Source organism: Brevibacterium sp. CFH 10365 (assembly GCF_009299785.1).
Classification (GTDB): domain Bacteria; phylum Actinomycetota; class Actinomycetes; order Actinomycetales; family Brevibacteriaceae; genus Brevibacterium; species Brevibacterium limosum.
Genome location: NZ_VIGO01000001.1, coordinates 444,062 through 459,703, shown reverse-complemented (window position 1 = coordinate 459,703; position 15,642 = coordinate 444,062). Strand labels below are relative to the sequence as shown.

Below are 15,642 nucleotides of genomic sequence, written 5' to 3'. Positions count from 1 at the left end.
ATGGCCGGCCGGGATCCTTCGACGCAATTCACACCGCACGAGGCGAGCACGTCTCAAGGAAGATATGGAGTTGGAAACGCAATGATCAAACTGACAACAGATAAGACGCGTCTGGCAGAATCCTTCGGACTAGATGCCCAGAAGAGTCTTCTGTTTTCGGCGATTCGCCTTGATTCGAGCCCCCTGGTTGCATCGATCGTCGCCGACACGACTGCCGGCGAGGTGCTGCTCGTGCGCCAGCAGGAGCAGGGAAACGCGCTGTCCGCTGGGGTGCCGAAGGAGCGGATGCGGTTCTATGCACCTTGGGTGACGATCGATCCTCGAATTGTTGCCGACACACCGGCCTCAGCATCACTCTCGACATTGGTTGAGGAGCTCGCAGAAGGGGGCCAGGTCGGTCTCGACTCCGATGTCGTCATGAAGCACTACTCGACGTTGTCGAAGAGCCTCGATGTCGTCGCAGACAAGCAGCCGGCGACTCCGGTCGTCGCCTATGAGATCGACACCGCCGCGGTTCTTGACCGTTTCTCCCGCTGGCGTGAGCTCGGAGCCGAGACGGCGACGCGGCTCATCGTTGAGGTCGAACACCTTGACGGACTGGATAAAGAGATCCAGTCGCAGACCGATACACGCTATTCGGCGCTGCAGGCCCTGGCGAAGGACAGCGGGCTCGATGCTGTCCTCATCTCCGCCCCGCCGAACTTCAGCGAGGTCGTCGGGACTCAGCAGAACGAAGATCAGCTGGCGGTTTGGTCCGCACAGGACGAGAAACTCTATATTCTCGCCCCGGAGACCGCACACGGCGTGTCCGGCACTCCCATCGGCCGCTTCGCCGGATTCGGTGCGGCAGCGGTGGCGTTGGCTCATGGTAATCAAATCGGTGTCGAGGAAGAATGGATCACAACCGGTCTGGCCCTCGAGCTCGAAGCAGAAGGTGCCATTCTCAACGAGCTGTCCACCGCTCTCGGCCACTGGCGCGACATTCGTGACCACGAGGACCTCGGGTTCCAGATCGTCGCTGCCAGGTGCAGCGTCTTCGCCATCGAAGAGGCTCTGAAGTGGGCCGAGGAGTCCTTGGCTGCGGGACTTGAGCTCACCGAGCTCGACATCTACGCGCGCTACGTGGACAAGATCGTCGAGTTTCGTACCGACAACGTGATTCCTTTCGCGATCGAACCCTACTTCACCAACCTGCACTCCTCGAACAGAATGCTGTTCCCCGGGCCTCCCGTCGACTTCCCGATCAACGACGACACGAAGTGCATCCAACTCGACGCCGGTGTGCGGATCACCTTCGACGGGATCACTGTGGCGACTTCCGACATGGCACGCTCGCTTCCGCGTACCGCCGGCGCCAAACTGGCCTATGAGTTCTTCTTCGACGTGGTCCGTGAGGGAATCATCGGCCAGCTGCGCCCCGGAGTTGTGTGCGAGGACGTCCACGAGGGGACCTTGGACTATTTGACGCCCCACCTCGAAAGGATGATCGAGATCGGTATGCTCGGGGAAGAGGTGGACTTCAATACGGAATACCGCAAGCGCAATGTCGGGCACCTCATGGGCAAGCAGGAGTCATTCGCCAATGAGCTGCGCCCCGGCTACAAGCATGTCTTGGACGTCGGTTCCTTCGGCGCCGCGGAGATCCCGTGGCGGTACGGTGATGTGGCGATCGGCACCGAGGATCTCTGGTACATCGGAGCGGACCGGACCTATATCCTCTCAAAGCGCTGAGGCAGGACATCTCCACTTCTGCGAGTTTCCTGCAGGACGCTCAGCCCCCTGCCGGTTGAACGGGGCGGACATTCCCACAAGGGAGTGTCCGCCCCGTTGAGTTGGTTGAAGACAACAGAAGTGTGAGGTGAAGTGGTCTTCGGGTCCGCAGGGATATGAGAAGCGGTCCGGTCGTTGCATCGACCGGACCGCTCTGCGTTTGCGCTGTCAGCTTCGCAGCTGATCAGCTGGGCGTTATTCCCCTGGGCTCTTGAGCTTGATCACTGCTTCGATCTCAACCGGTGAGTTCGCCGGCAGGCGGGGAACTCCCAGAGCAGTGCGTGCATGACTACCAGCGTCTCCCAGAGCATCGATAAGGAGTTTGGAGGCTCCTTCAGCGACGATGGGGTGCTTGCTGAAGGCAGCCGGACTGGCCACATAGACGTTGAGCTTGGCGATGCTCTCGACATTGTCGAGACCGAGGTTCGTCTCCAACTGAGCAATGAGATTCACCGCGCACAGCTGAGCTGCCGCAATTCCGTCCTCTATGCTCAGATCTTCACCGACGACTCCCTGGACCGGTACTTCTCCGCCCTGTTTGGCGATCTGCCCGGACACGAAGGCCAATTCGCCGGCGACGGTCACCGTCTCGTAGCTGTAGCTGGCAGGGTTGGCTTCGGGAAGGTCGAACCCGAGTGCGTTGAGACGGTGACGCACGCCGTCTGCGAAGGAATTCGTCGAGGCGGCCGCGGAGGTTGCATCTGAGGCGCCGCCACGCTGTGCCGCGGAGTATCGACCGTCGAGCACCCGGGCCACTGCCCAAGGATTGGCTTCCTGGAGAACCGGATGCAGGATGGCCTGAGGGACGTTCTGGTAGGCGACAGGGCGGAGGAAGCGGTCGATCGCGGTTGCACCCACCGAGGTGGTCTGCGGAGCTGACGTCGCCGGAAACGGTCCTCCGTGGATCATCGCGTGGCCGACGTCGACCCCGGTCGGCCAACCGTTGACAATGATCCGACCGACGGTGATTTCCAGCGCGTGCACCAGCTCGTCTGCCACCTCGGTGTCCTGTTCGCCCATCTGCAGTGTCGCAGTCAGCTGTCCTTCGAGCTCTGCCACGACAGGCTCCAGTTCATCGGTCGAGTCATAGCGCACGACGAGTGCTGCGGACCCGAAGATCTCATTCTGCAGCTCCCTGTTCGACGCGAAGTTCTGGATCGAGGTCGTGAACACGCAGGGTCCGGGCGCATTGAGCGTCTCTCCATCTGGCCCCTGTGCCAGAGAGGAGACTTCCGGCTGTGCTGAAAGCTGGTCGACTCCTCTCTGCCAGGCTGCGGCTATGGAGGGAGTGAGCATCGTTTGGCCTTTCGCCGAGTTGAATTCCTCTGCGATGCGAGCCGTCAGAGCATCTCCTCGGTCGCCGTTCGGAACGAAGAGAATTCCAGGGGAGGTGCACAACTGACCGGAGGAACCGGTCACTGCCCCGAAAAAGCCCTGGGCCACCTCGGTGACGTCACCGGCAATGGCCCCCGGCAGGACGAACACGGGATTGATTGAACTCATCTCGGCATAGACGGGGATCGGTGTGGGGCGAGCCGCAGCGGCGGCCGACAACGCCAGTCCGGCCGTCCTGGAACCGGTGAATCCTACGGCCGTGATTCGCCGATCCGTGGCAAGCTGCTGCCCGACCTCGGCGCCAGCCCCATAGACGAGTGAAAAGACACCCGGGTGGAGTCCGCTGTCGCGAACGGCGCGCGTGATGGCGGCACCGACCAGTTCGTTGGTCCCGGGATGGGCATTATGGGCTTTGACGATGACTGGGCATCCGGCAGCAAGTGCCGAAGCGGTGTCACCGCCTGCCGTCGAGAAAGCGAGGGGAAAGTTGCTCGCGCCGAAGACAGCGACGGGACCCAGAGGCACCTTGCGCTGACGAATATCGGGGCGCGGCAGCGGTGCGCGGTCAGGGAGCGCGGGATCAATACGCACGCCGTGGGCGTCACCGAGCCGGACGACCGATGCGAACAGGCGCAGCTGATTGGAGGTTCTGGTGATCTCGCCGTTCAGACGTCCCGTTGGAAGGCCGGTCTCCCGAGCGGCCCGGTCGACGATGCGCTGCGCATCGGACTCGATGTTGGCTGCGATGCTCTCGAGGAAGGTTGCGCGGATCTCCGGCGAAGTGCCGCGGTACGAAGGGAAGGCATCGTGGGCCTCGGCGATGGCTGCGGATACCTGCTCCTCGGTGAGCAGCGTGTATTCGGGATCTAAGGTCTCGCCCGTCGCCGGATTGATTGCGCGGCTGGTCTCCCCCTGTCCCTGCGTCTTCGTACCGGCGACAATTGATGTGCCGGAAAGTGATGTGTCGACGTCCGAGTCGGTCGTCGCGTTAGTGAGCTGCGTCGTCATGAGTGACCTCTATTCCTGATATCGATGTCGGCGCCGACCGGCTCAAGCCGATCGGCGCCGATCTGTGGGTGTGGCTGTCTCAGCCGCGGATTCGTGGCGTCCTGACCGTTCAGGCGACCGCGGACGCGGTGCGGTCGAGTCGGATGCCGGCAGCGGACATAACTTGTTCGAGATCCTGCAGGTCTGCCTCGGTGAGGTTCTGCAAGGGTGGCCGGACCGGCCCACAGTCGCGGCCGATGACTTTGAGGCCGCCCTTGACGATTGAGACGCCGTAGCCGGCAACTCGTTCGCGGATCTTCGAATAGGGCAGGACGAAGGAGTTGAGCTTCTCTGTCACGGTGGCGCGGTCCTGTTTGCGCACCGCATCGTAGAAGTCGAGGGCGAACTCGGGTGCGAAGTTGAACATGGCGGATGAGTACGTGCTCATTCCCAGCTGCAGCAGTGGCAGCGCATAGACTTCGGCGGTCGGAAGCCCGCCGAGGTAGAAGAGGCGGTCGCCGGTGCGAGCGTAGACCTTCGTCAGTTGCTCGATGTCGCCGAGGGCATCCTTGAAGCCGATGAAATTCTCATGGGTGTCGGCGAGGCGTTCAACGGTCTCGGGTGTGTAGATCGCATTTCCGCGGTTGTAGACGATGATGCCGATCTTCGTTGCTTTGCAGATGGCGGATACGTGCTCGAAGAGGCCGTCTTGGCTGCATTCAGTGAGATAGGGAGGAAGGACCAGAAGGCCCTCTGCTCCGGCTTCCTCGGCGTCGATCGCATTCTGCACAGCGTGTGCAGTGGCGCCCCCTGCCGAAGCAAGGACCGGCACTTCAGTACGTGAGTTTGAAACTGCCAAGCCCACGACCTGCTTCGCTTCCGGGGGAGTGAGGCTGAACCCCTCGCCGGTTCCGCCAGCGGCGAAGAGTCCTGCGACGTCGAAGCTCGACTGCCAGGCGATGTGATCGGAATAGGAGTCGGCATCAAGGGACAGGTCTGCGTTGAATGCTGTCGCGGGGAAGGAAAGGAGGCCGTCCTTGAGGTGGTCGGCGAGTTCTTGAGGTTGGTAATTGGCCACGGAATGACGTCCTTGTTAGTCGGGATAGTGATCCCACTGTAAGAACGAGGAATAATTCCTGTCCAAGATTATTTATATATGCATTGATGCCCGGAAGGTATTGTCTTCACCTTCTGCGAATTACTGTGAGGACTTCCTTGAGTGCCGGGTTGCGGGACTCCGGACTCCAGATCGCATGAAGTTCGACGACATCGTGTGGAGCGTCGTGAAGCGGCACATAGGTCACACCGTCGACGCCGAGGCGAGCGGCTGATTCTGAGACGACGGCGATGCCGCGACCAGCAGCGACGAGATTGACGATGGTCAGGATCTGGCTCAGCGAATGGGCTACCTCGTTGGCTTCGACGTCGATGTAGCGAACGGTGAGATCGTAGAAGTATCGAGCCTTCGTGGCATCGTGCATGAGCAGTCGCTGACCGGAAATCTCCTTTGATCCCACAGAGTCACGTGCGGCGAAGGCATGGTCCGAAGGTACGGCCAGAACTAGCTGCTCGGATAGAACTAGGGCAGCGTCGATGGTCTCGGGGATGCGACCCACCCGCCCCAGGCCGATGTCGATCTTGCCCTCAGACAGGGCCTTGATCTGTTCTGCCGTGACCATCTCGGCGATCTCGACGCTTATGCCCGGCAGCTGTTCTGCCAGGGTCGAGACTAGACCGCCTAGGACGCCGAACGTCGATACCGCGGTGCACCCGATGGTGATCTGACCCCACGAGCCCTCGGCGATCTTCTGTGCTCGACGCGGAGCTCGTTCGACGGAGGCGAGTAGCCCATATGCCTCAGAGAGGAAGGCCTCACCTGCCGGCGTCAGTGTGACGGTGCGATTGTTGCGTTCGAAAAGGTGGACACCGATCGCTTTCTCCAGCTTCTGAATTTGCCGGCTCAGCGGTGGTTGAGTCATATTCAGTTCTTCAGCGGCGCGCCCGAAGTGAAGGTTTTCGGCCACCGCGATGAATCCGGTGATCTGTGCCAAGGTGAACTGCATCGCTCGCTCATTTTCTTCTGGGGCCACGGCCTGTGCTGTTCAGCAGTGTATCGGGCGCGCGGCGCCTCGATGTCAGTTGTCGGCACCCTTCCGTACTACCCGACGGCGGCCCAGCAACCTGGCGCCACGTTGCTGGGCCGCCGTCACGTAGCAATCAGGGGGTGACTATTGTCCGGAGGCCCCTTGTCGGGTGAGCGAACTCCTGCGTCAGATCCGTCAAAGGGATCGGGCCGCCGAGGATGTCCTCCCAAGGCAGGGCCGCGCCGTCGGCCGCCAAGAACTCCACGGCCTCGGCCAGATGGTGGGGTTCGAAATTGTGGACTCCGGTGATCGTCCGCCATCCGCGCACCATCTGCTCGGGGTCGATGGACACCGTCGGTCCCGGTGTCACGCTGCCTGCGAGCACCGCAGTCCCGCCGATGCCCAGTGAGCCGATGCACGAACGCACTCCCGCCTCGGCGCCGGAGAGTTCGAGCGCGACGTCGATATCGCTCAGTTCCGTTCCCGGTTCGATCGTCTCCGTCGCCCCCGCGCGGTCGGCCAGGTCGCGGCGGTCGGCGTGCGGATCGGCGGCGATGACCTCGGCGGCTCCGCGGGCTAGTGCCGCCCCGACCGCGATGAGTCCGAGCATTCCGATGCCGTTGACGAACACCCGGTGTCCTTGCAGGTCACCGGCGGCCTCACACATCGCCATCACCGTGGCCACCGCGCATCCCGCAGTCGCAGCCACCCCATCGGGCAGCGAGTCCGGCACCGGGACCACGGCCACCCCGGCCGGCAGATGAATATGGGTGGCGTAGGTGCCCGACAGCGCCCACTCCGACTCGGCCGATTCGTGGCCGACCTTGCGCACCGAGGTGCATTTCGCGCTCAGCCCGCGCCGACAGTTCCGGCACTCACCGCACACCGAGGTGACCGAGAAGACCACGCGAGTGCCGACGGGCACATCCCCGCGCGTCTCCTCGACGATGCCGACGCCCTCGTGGCCGAGGACCGAGGGGCACGCCCCCGGACGACGTCCGCTGACGGTGTGCCGGTCGGACCCGCACACCGTGGCCGCGGTCAGTCGGATGAGGCTTTCGCCCGGTGCCAGCTGCGGCCGGTCGAACGTGCGGAGCTCGAATTCCGAGCCTCCGGTCCACACCTGGGCAAACGGCTGAGCGGTCGCGCGGCCACGACCGGCCGCCTCGGCGTCGGTCATCGTCGAATGAGCCTGAACCGTCACTTCGCGACCACCGCTGTTTCCTGCTCGGCGAGGACCGCGGGCAGATCTGCCACGGAATCGAGGACGAGATGCGCGCCCTCGGCAGCGAAATCCTCCCGGCTCAGGTGCCCGGTGAGCACGCCCACCGCCGTGACCTCGGCGTTGAGTGCCGATTCCACATCCGCCGAGGTGTCTCCCACACTGACGACGGCCGCGCGGTCGGTGACTCCGACCGTTTCCATAACCGCGTTGATCAGGTCCGGCGCCGGACGACCGGCGGACACTTCGTCCCCGGTGACCGCGACGTCGAAGGTCTCACCCGGTGCCCACCCCATGGTGGAGAAGATGAGGTCGGCGATCTCGCGGGAGAACCCGGTGGTCAGGCCCACTTTGATCCCGCGTTCCCGCAGAGTCGACAGGGCTTCCTCGATTCCGGGCAGCGGACGCGGCGGATTCTTGGTGTAGGTCTCGCGCAGTTCGGCACGGAACCACTGCCAGGCCCGCTCGTGGACCTCCTCGGTGACCTCGACCCCGCCGAGGCGGAGCAGATTTTCGATCGCCCAGTGCTTCTCCGTGCCCATCCACTTCTGGAAGACCTCATCGGAGTAGTCCGCGCCCTCACGTTCGGTGGCCTCACGCAGCACGCGGTAGACCTCGTCACGTTCGTCGATGGTGGTTCCGGCCATGTCGAAGACGGCAAGTTCAGTCATGTCGATTCTCTTTCTGTTGCGGTGATGCCCGCCTGTGCGGCGGATGGGGTGCTGCCCGCCCATACGGCGGGAGAGGTTCGGGTCACCGTTTCGGTGAGTGGAGATGATTGCGTGCGGATGATCTGTCGAGTCGGCGAGCGATCCGCCGGCTCACCGCACGGCTCGGCGCAGCCACATGGACAGGGCTTCGACTGCGAGGACGACGGCGACCATGAGGATGAGCACCATCGTCACGACGTCGAACTGGTTGACCCGCGAGGCGTTGAGCAGCAGGAATCCGATGCCTCCGGCGCCGACGACGCCGAGCAGCGTGGCCGAGCGGATGTTCGTGTCGAGCAGGTACATGGTGTGGGCGACGAACGCCGGTGCCGCCTGCCGCAGGGTCGCCGAGAAGAACACCTGCGCCTCGCCGGCTCCGGTGGCCCGCACCGCCTCCTGAACTTGGAGGTCCGTCTCCTCGACGGAGTCGGCGATGAGCTTCGAGAGCAGCCCGATGGCCCCGATGGACAGGGCCAGGGTTCCGGCCACCTCGCCGAGTCCGGAGATGACGACGAAGACGATCGCGAGGATGAGTTCGGGGATCCCGCGGACGATGACGATGAGGACCCGGAACGTCTTGTGCACGGCTCGGTTCGCCACGACATTGCGGGCGGCGAGGATGCCGATGGGCACGGCCAGGATCGCCCCGATGAATGTCGCCGCCAGCGAGATCTGGATGGTGACGAGCAGCTGTTCGACGAGGTTGGCGAACGTTCCCCCGGTCGACGGCGGGAAGAACAGGCTCACGGTCTGCGGCAGGTCGAGCAGACCAGCGACCAGGCCCGACCATGAGATGTCCACCCGCCACAGGGCGGCGAACGTGAGGACGATGAGCACCGCCGCCGAGGCGAAACGACGGAAGCGTGCCACGCTCCACGGTGGGGTGAGGCTCAGATCACCGACACCTGTGACCCGTCCCCGATTGAACAACTTGTCGACCCACGTGCCGCCGGTGATCCGGGCTCCCGTCGAGGCCATGAGTGCGGCCCGAATGGAGCCGGAGACGAGTTCGATGACGATGCACAGGAGAAGCACGATGACCGCCAGCGCCATCCCGCGCTGGTAGTCCAGCGTGCGCAGCGAGTCCGCGATGGCCAGACCGATGCCGCCGACGCCGACGTAGCCGAGCAGCACCGAGGTGCGCAGGTTGATGTCGAAGCGGTGCAGGGCCGTGGCGATGAGCTGCGGCATGAGCGTCTGCGGAATCGCGGTGAGGATCTGCTGGGACCGGCTGCCGCCGAGGGCCTCGATCGATTCGCGCGGCCCGTCGTCGAGCTCTTCGATGGCATCGGCGTAGAGCTTGCCGATCATCCCCACCGAATGGATGCCCATGGCGATGATGCCTGCCGTCGCCCCGAGGCCGAACATCCGCAGGAACACGATGGCGAGCACGAGATCCGGGATCGCCCGGGCGAGGACGATGAGGGTCCGTGCCGTCCACTGCGAACCGCGACCCATCCGGGTCGGGCGGGCGGCGAAGAGTGCCACGGGGATCGAGAGCACGACCGAGAGCACGGTCGCCAAGAACACGATCGCCAGGGTCTCGACGACAAGCGAGACCGTCTCACCGAAGGCAGGGAAGTCGAGCGGGACGACGCGGGAGAAGAAGCCGAGGGCATTGTCGAACGATGAGGCGATCGTGGCCAGGTCGATGCCCAGCGACCACACCGACCAGGCACCGGCGACGGCGAGACCGATAAGCACGATGACAGCCACGACGGAGTTCCCCGACGGACGCGGACGCCGAGGTTCGGCGACGGCGGGAGCCTCACGGTCGAGGAGGAGACTCATCGGGTAGCTCCCACCCGGGCAGCCGCCTCGGCGCGGGTTTTCGCGATGTGCGATTCGGCGGTGCTGTCGCCCGCCTCGGTGGCGGTGTCCATTCCGGACACGCTCGAGTAGATCTGGGAGGCCTCCTCGGCGCTGAGCCCGGCGGTTTCACGGTCGAGCACGACCTGGCCGGTGCGCAGGCCGATTATCCGGTCGGCGAATTCGATAGCCAGCTGCACCTGGTGCAGGGAGGCGACGACGGTGAGTTCATCCTCGGCGGAGATCTGGCGCAGCAGGTCGATGACGTCGCGCGCGGAGACCGGGTCGAGGGAGGCGACCGGCTCGTCGGCGAGCAGAACCTTCGGGTGCTGCATGAGGGCGCGGGCGATCGCGACCCGCTGCTGCTGACCGCCGGACAGCGTGTCGGCCCGCTGGTAGGCCCGGTCGGCCAGGCCGACGCGATCGAGTTTCTCGAGAGCCTCCCGGCGGATGGCCTTCGGGTACATCATCAGGGTGATGCGCGGTCCGCGCAGCGATCCCAAGGCGCCAGCGCAGACGTTCTCGAGCACGGACATCGGGCCGACGAGGTTGAAGGACTGGAAGATGACGCCGATGTCACGGCGCACGGCCTTCAGTTCCGATCGGGTCAGCCGGTCCATGTCCTGACCGAGGACGCGCACCCTCCCCGAGGTGGGGGTGTGCAGGCCGTTGATGTGGCGCAGCAGGGTGGATTTGCCCGAGCCGGAGAGGCCGAGGAGGACGCTGATTCCGCCGGTGCGGAACCCGAGGTTGCCGTCGTCGAGGCCGAGCACTCCGCCGCCGAAGTCCTTCGTCACATGGTCGAGCTGGACGGAATAGATGGAGTCGATCTCCCTTTGGAGTTCCGGCGTGGTCGGATGGGATGTGAGGTGTGATTCAGTCATTGTCATCCTTCTCAGCCGATGTTCTTGCAGGCGTCGGCCTGGGTGGCGTCGCAGATGTCGCGGATCGAATCGAAGTCAGAGTCGGAGACTTCCTTGTAGCCGTAGGTGATCTCCTCGGGCAGGACGCAGTCGTCTTCCGAGCTGCAGATTCCGGCCTCGACCATGGCCGGGACATTGGCTTTCTCGCGCAGGATGTTGGTGATCTTCGTGGCCGTGTCGGCGTCGAGGGAGTCGTTGTTCACGGCGATCGGGTCTTCGGTGATCGGGTCGGATTCCCAGACGGGCTCGAGGCTGCCCGTCTCGACCTGGCCGGACTTCTCGAGGGTGGTGAGCATGGCGTCGTGGGCGAAGGCGACATCGCAGTCACCGGAGTTCAGCGACAGCAGCGAGGCGTCGTGGCCGCCGGACATCACCGGTTCGAGGTCCTTGTCCATGTCGATGCCTTCGTCCTGGAGTCCCTTCATCGGCACGAGGTAGCCCGAGGTCGAGGCGGCATCGACGAAGCAGACCTTCTTGCCCTTGAGGTCCTTCATGTCCTTGATGTCCGAGCCCTTCTTCACATAGGCCAGCGACGTGTAGGCGGGATCCTTTGCCTCGTCGTTCGTCGGTGCCGCGGCCGGTTCGATGTTGATGCCCGAGTCCTTCGCGATGACATAGGCGAAGGGGCCGAATGAGGCGGCGTCGATCTGGCCGGCGCGCATGCCTTCGATGACCGCGGCGTAGTCCGAGGCGTTCTGGAACTCGACCTTTTTGCCGGTCTCTTCTTCGAGCAGCTTCGTGACGTTCTCTAAGGAGGACTCGAGCGTCGAGGAGGATTCGGCCGGCACGGCGGCGAAGGTGATCGTGTCGTCGCCGTTTCCTCCGGAGCTGCCGCACGCGGCGAGCAGAGGCAGGGCGAGGAGACCGGCGGTCAGGGTCCGGACCGCTTTCGAGCGGAAGAGGGTGGTCATGGTCATGGCGGAGTGGCCTTTCGAAGAGCAGTGCGACAGAAGCGCTGAGGTGATCGTTCGCATTCATCCTGCCGAGGCCAAAGAAGAATGTCTATACAAGTTGGGGTAGTTCACCGACTGGCCATGACAACTTCATGATCGGTTCGGAGTCGGGTGGGCGTCGCCTCAGATATCGGCAGTGCCTCCGGAGAGGATGAGATCGGCGATGCCGAATGACATGGTCATGCCGATCCCCGAGGCGACGACGGCGACGGTGGTGCGCTCGTCCGGGCGTTCGAGGACGAGGTTCGTCGTCGGGCTGTCGGCGTACATGCCCAGCCATCGCTGCAACACCGTGGGGCGATCGATGCCGAGCACCGAGGTGGCGCGATCGAGCAGCAGCGCGCCGATCCTCTCGTCGATGAACGGTTCCGGACTGCGGTCGTAGGCGTGCGAATCGCCGATGAGCAGGCCCTGCGGGATGTCGGTGACCATGAGGTTCGCGATGCAGCCGCGCAGCTCCGGTTCCCGTTCGTCGAGGTCGTGGCGCAGCGCCTCGGCGCCAGGCATCGCCGCGAAGCCGTCGTAGCGGGCCAGCGATGTTCCGGTGAGCATCGCGAAGCCCGTCGGAAAGCTCTGCGGGGCCTCGATGAGGGCCATCACGAGCGAGCAGATGCGGATCTCATGGGCTTCGGCGATCTCGGGGAAGAGGCTGGTCAGCTGATATCCGGGACAGACGACGACCTCCTCGGCATGGAAGTCGCCGCGCGTCGTCGACACCGTGCCGTCGGCCACCGCGGTGACCTGGGTGCTCCAGGTGAACTCCACGCCCTGCTCGGCCAGCCAGGCAGCGATCCGTGGAGCCGCCTGTCGGGGGTCGACGCGCATGTCCAACGGCAGATGGGCGCCGCCGACGGTCGCGAGTCCGGGATTGCCGACCGCCTCGGCGATCGCTGCCTGATCGAGCAGTCGGGCCTGCTCGGGACCGCGATGGGCGGCGAACTGCTCGAGGACGGTGAGTTCGGCCTCGGTCATCGCCGGGATGAAGGTCCCCGACTCGGCGGCCCAGAGTCCTGTGGCGGCTGCGGCGTCGAGCCAGCCTTCACGGGACTTCGCGGCGATCGGCTGTGCGGAATCGGCCTGGCCGGTGAAGCAGGCGTGGCCGAAGTTCTGGATGGACGAGCCCACGGGGCGGTCGGAGCGGTCGATGATGCGGACGCTGCGGCCCTGTCGGTGGGCGAGGAATGCGGTGGCCAGGCCGAGGATGCCTGAGCCGGTGATGATGAGATCTGTTGTCGGCATTCCCTCATGTTCGTGCGGTTGTCGGCTAAGATGAAGATATGTATGTACAAGTTTGATGTCTGTTCACCTGAATGTGACATTGCGACCCCAGCGAGCCACACCGAGTTCACCGAGGCGGCACGTCCGAGACCACGGATCACCGGCACCTGTGCAGCCGACGCTGTCCTCTGTGCCACCGAACGAGCACCGTCGAAGGAGAAGTCATGACCACTGGCCCGAGGCAACGCACTCGTCAGCAGCATGACGAGATCGCGCACTACCTGCGCACGGCGATCCGTGAAGGCTCGTTCCAGCCCGGCGATGAGCTGCCCTCCGAGGCGGAGCTGACGCGGAAGTTCGCGAGTTCGCGCGGACCGGTGCGACAGGCGATGTCCGCTCTGCGCGGGGAGGGGCTGATCTCCTCGGGGCGGGGGAGGCGCACGGTGGTGCTCGACAACGTCCTCACGCAGTCCTTCGACGACGTCATCTCCTTCTCCCAGTGGTGTCACGCCTCAGACATCGTGCCCGGCCAGGTCACACAGCGGGTGGCGCGGGAACCGGCCGAGAAATCGCTTGCGGCGAGCCTGCGGGTCTCCGACGGCGACCCGGTGGTCTCGGTGTTCCGGCTGCGGCTCATGGACGAGGTGCCGGCCATGGTCGAGCGGCTGAACTATCCCCTCGAGTTCGGTCGGCACGTGTTGGCTTTCGATACCGACTCCGGGTCGATCTATCAGGAGCTCATCGACCAGGGCGTCGACATCAACCGCGCCTCGCGGACCATCGACGCGGTCGGTGCGAACGAGGATGACGCCCAGCTCCTCGAGGTCCCCGTGGGGACCCCGCTTCTGCGAGTGCGCCGACGGGCCTTCACCACCGCCGGCGCGGTCATCGAATCCTCCGACGATCGGTACCTGCCGTGGAAGGCGAGCTTCACGATGAACTCCACCCGCGGAAACCCGAGCTCGATGTCCCTCATCTCCGGCGACTGATCCCGAATTACTACCCGACGGCGGCTCAGCAACCTGGCGCTAGGTTGCTGTGCCGCCGTCACGTAGCAATTAGGGGTGAGGGTGGTCTCGATTGCGCAGGTGCCAGGAATATGCGGCGAGGCGATTCGTTGGACTTTGTGCAGACAGTCGTGAAGCCCGGCGACATCTTTCCGCCGCGGAGTAGAGTGACAGACACCGACTCGAGAGGACCAGCATGACCACAGACACAGTGACACAGCAGAGCACCTCGACCGAGACCACCGGCGCCGACCACACCGAGCATGTCGACCTCCTCGTCATCGGCTGGGGCAAGGGCGGCAAGACCCTCGCCGGCACCATGGCCAGGGCAGGCAAGAGAGTCGCCGTCGTCGAACAGTCGGAGATGATGATCGGCGGCGCCTGCATCAACATCGCCTGCATCCCCACGAAGATCCTCGTCCACGATGCCGAGAACAAACGGGCGGACGATGACACCGACGAATACTTCGCCGAGGCTGTCAAACGTCGCGACACACTGACCGGGGCGATGCGGAAGAAGAACCACTCGATGCTCGCCGACCTCGACTCGGTTCTGCTTGTCAACGGTCGCGCCGAGTTCTCCGGCGAACGCGAAGTCCGCGTCACCGGCGGTGCCGACACCATGACGATCACCGCCGACACCGTCGTCGTCAACACCGGTTCCCTCGCCAACATCCCGCCGATCGACGGCGCCCGGCTCGGCGGCCGCATCCACGACTCCGAATCCCTGCAGCACGTCGATCCCTTCCCCCAGCGCCTCGTCATCGTCGGCGGCGGCTACATCGGCCTCGAGTTCGGATCGATGTTCGCCCACTTCGGCTCCCAGGTCACCGTCCTCGACCGCGGCCCGCGTCCGCTGGCGAATGAGGACGACGACGTCGCCGAGGTGGTCGCCCAGGCTCTGACCGACGACGGGGTCACCATCGTCAACGACGCGTCCGTGACCGCGGTCAACGACGCTGCAGACTCCGCGACAGTGACCTACACGGTCGGAGACGAAGAGAAGACCATCGACGCCGAGGCGGTCCTCCTCGCCGTCGGACGCAAACCCGCCACCGCGGACCTCGGTCTCGAGAAGGCCGGCATCGACACCGATGACCGCGGCTTCATCACCACCGATGAGTACCTGCGCACCTCCGCCGAGGGCGTGTACGCGTTCGGCGACGTCAACGGCGGACCGATGTTCACCTACATCTCCCTCGACGACAACAGGATCCTCGCCGATCAGCTCCTCGGCGAGGGCAAGAGGTCGACGACGGACCGCGACAGCGTGCCGTACACGATGTTCCTCACCCCGCCCGTCGCCCGCGTCGGCCTGACCGAGAGGGCCGCCCGGGACGAAGGGCATGAGATCAAGGTCGGCGCGAAGCTCATGGCCGATATCGCCGCGGCGCCCCGGGCGAAGATCGAAGGCGACCCGCGCGGCATCGTCAAGTTCGTCGTCGACGCGAAGACCGACCACATCCTCGGCGCGGCCCTCGTCCACGTGCACTCGCAGGAGGTCATCAACACCGTCGCGCTGGCCATGCGCCACGACGTGACCGCGACCGAGCTGCGCGACACGATCTACACCCACCCCTCGGCCACCGAAGCGCTCAACGAGGTGCTCGGTGCCCTCAAGTGA

At 64.5% G+C, this 15,642-nt stretch carries 12 protein-coding genes; 3 read left to right on the top strand and 9 right to left on the bottom strand.

The window, feature by feature from the left end; translation table 11 throughout:
* Positions 1-81 precede the first annotated feature (81 nt).
* Positions 82-1,731, top strand: a complete 1,650-nt coding sequence (locus tag FHG09_RS01915; protein WP_152346001.1) for a M24 family metallopeptidase — start codon at positions 82-84, stop codon at positions 1,729-1,731.
* Positions 1,732-1,965: 234 nt separating this feature from the next.
* On the opposite strand, the gene FHG09_RS01910 is transcribed toward FHG09_RS01915, so the two are convergent.
* The 9 genes from FHG09_RS01910 to FHG09_RS01870 form a co-directional block, all read right to left on the bottom strand.
* Positions 1,966-4,113 carry an aldehyde dehydrogenase family protein gene (locus FHG09_RS01910; RefSeq protein WP_193627242.1) on the bottom strand — a complete coding sequence of 716 codons (2,148 nt, stop codon included), beginning with the start codon at positions 4,111-4,113 and terminating at the stop codon, positions 1,966-1,968.
* A 109-nt stretch (positions 4,114-4,222) separates the two neighbouring features.
* Positions 4,223-5,170, bottom strand: a complete 948-nt coding sequence (gene kdgD, locus FHG09_RS01905; protein WP_152346000.1) for a 5-dehydro-4-deoxyglucarate dehydratase — start codon at positions 5,168-5,170, stop codon at positions 4,223-4,225.
* A 106-nt stretch (positions 5,171-5,276) separates the two neighbouring features.
* Entirely contained in the window at positions 5,277-6,155 is an 879-nt protein-coding gene (locus FHG09_RS01900; protein ID WP_152345999.1) for a LysR family transcriptional regulator, read from the bottom strand.
* Positions 6,156-6,309: 154 nt separating this feature from the next.
* Positions 6,310-7,380: a zinc-binding dehydrogenase gene (locus tag FHG09_RS01895; RefSeq protein WP_227492488.1), complete on the bottom strand. Its 1,071-nt coding sequence runs from the start codon at positions 7,378-7,380 to the stop codon at positions 6,310-6,312.
* On the bottom strand, positions 7,377-8,069 hold the full coding sequence (locus tag FHG09_RS01890; RefSeq protein ID WP_152345998.1) for a phosphonatase-like hydrolase: 693 nt from the start codon (positions 8,067-8,069) through the stop codon (positions 7,377-7,379). Before FHG09_RS01890 ends, FHG09_RS01895 begins: the two co-directional genes overlap by 4 nt.
* Positions 8,070-8,219: 150 nt before the next feature.
* On the bottom strand, positions 8,220-9,899 hold the full coding sequence (gene phnE, locus FHG09_RS01885; protein WP_152345997.1) for a phosphonate ABC transporter, permease protein PhnE: 1,680 nt from the start codon (positions 9,897-9,899) through the stop codon (positions 8,220-8,222).
* A complete protein-coding gene (gene phnC / locus FHG09_RS01880; RefSeq protein ID WP_152345996.1) occupies positions 9,896-10,801 on the bottom strand; it encodes a phosphonate ABC transporter ATP-binding protein in 906 nt (301 codons plus the stop codon). The genes phnE and phnC overlap by 4 nt, the downstream gene beginning before the upstream one ends.
* An 11-nt stretch (positions 10,802-10,812) precedes the next feature.
* Positions 10,813-11,757 (bottom strand): phosphate/phosphite/phosphonate ABC transporter substrate-binding protein, encoded by a 945-nt coding sequence (locus FHG09_RS01875; RefSeq protein WP_152345995.1) that lies wholly within the window; start codon positions 11,755-11,757, stop codon positions 10,813-10,815.
* A gap of 159 nt (positions 11,758-11,916) precedes the next feature.
* Positions 11,917-13,032, bottom strand: a complete 1,116-nt coding sequence (locus FHG09_RS01870; RefSeq protein ID WP_152345994.1) for a TIGR03364 family FAD-dependent oxidoreductase — start codon at positions 13,030-13,032, stop codon at positions 11,917-11,919.
* 203 nt (positions 13,033-13,235) lie between these two features.
* Here FHG09_RS01870 and FHG09_RS01865 point away from each other — a divergent pair, with 203 nt between their 5' ends.
* Together FHG09_RS01865 and FHG09_RS01860 are read left to right on the top strand one after the other, a co-directional pair.
* A complete protein-coding gene (locus FHG09_RS01865; RefSeq protein ID WP_152345993.1) occupies positions 13,236-14,000 on the top strand; it encodes a GntR family transcriptional regulator in 765 nt (254 codons plus the stop codon).
* Between the two features lie 214 nt (positions 14,001-14,214).
* Positions 14,215-15,642, top strand: a complete 1,428-nt coding sequence (locus tag FHG09_RS01860) for a dihydrolipoyl dehydrogenase family protein (protein ID WP_152345992.1) — start codon at positions 14,215-14,217, stop codon at positions 15,640-15,642.

What these genes read in the sequence shown, in the direction of transcription:
- FHG09_RS01915 (WP_152346001.1), top strand. Translation starts at nt 82, where the DNA reads ATGATCAAACTGACAACAGATAAGACGCGTCTGGCAGAATCCTTCGGA.
- FHG09_RS01910 (WP_193627242.1), bottom strand. Translation starts at nt 4,113, where the DNA reads ATGACGACGCAGCTCACTAACGCGACGACCGACTCGGACGTCGACACA.
- FHG09_RS01900 (WP_152345999.1), bottom strand. Translation starts at nt 6,155, where the DNA reads ATGCAGTTCACCTTGGCACAGATCACCGGATTCATCGCGGTGGCCGAA.
- FHG09_RS01890 (WP_152345998.1), bottom strand. Translation starts at nt 8,069, where the DNA reads ATGACTGAACTTGCCGTCTTCGACATGGCCGGAACCACCATCGACGAA.
- phnE (WP_152345997.1), bottom strand. Translation starts at nt 9,899, where the DNA reads ATGAGTCTCCTCCTCGACCGTGAGGCTCCCGCCGTCGCCGAACCTCGG.
- phnC (WP_152345996.1), bottom strand. Translation starts at nt 10,801, where the DNA reads ATGACTGAATCACACCTCACATCCCATCCGACCACGCCGGAACTCCAA.
- FHG09_RS01875 (WP_152345995.1), bottom strand. Translation starts at nt 11,757, where the DNA reads ATGACCATGACCACCCTCTTCCGCTCGAAAGCGGTCCGGACCCTGACC.
- FHG09_RS01870 (WP_152345994.1), bottom strand. Translation starts at nt 13,032, where the DNA reads ATGCCGACAACAGATCTCATCATCACCGGCTCAGGCATCCTCGGCCTG.
- FHG09_RS01865 (WP_152345993.1), top strand. Translation starts at nt 13,236, where the DNA reads ATGACCACTGGCCCGAGGCAACGCACTCGTCAGCAGCATGACGAGATC.
- FHG09_RS01860 (WP_152345992.1), top strand. Translation starts at nt 14,215, where the DNA reads ATGACCACAGACACAGTGACACAGCAGAGCACCTCGACCGAGACCACC.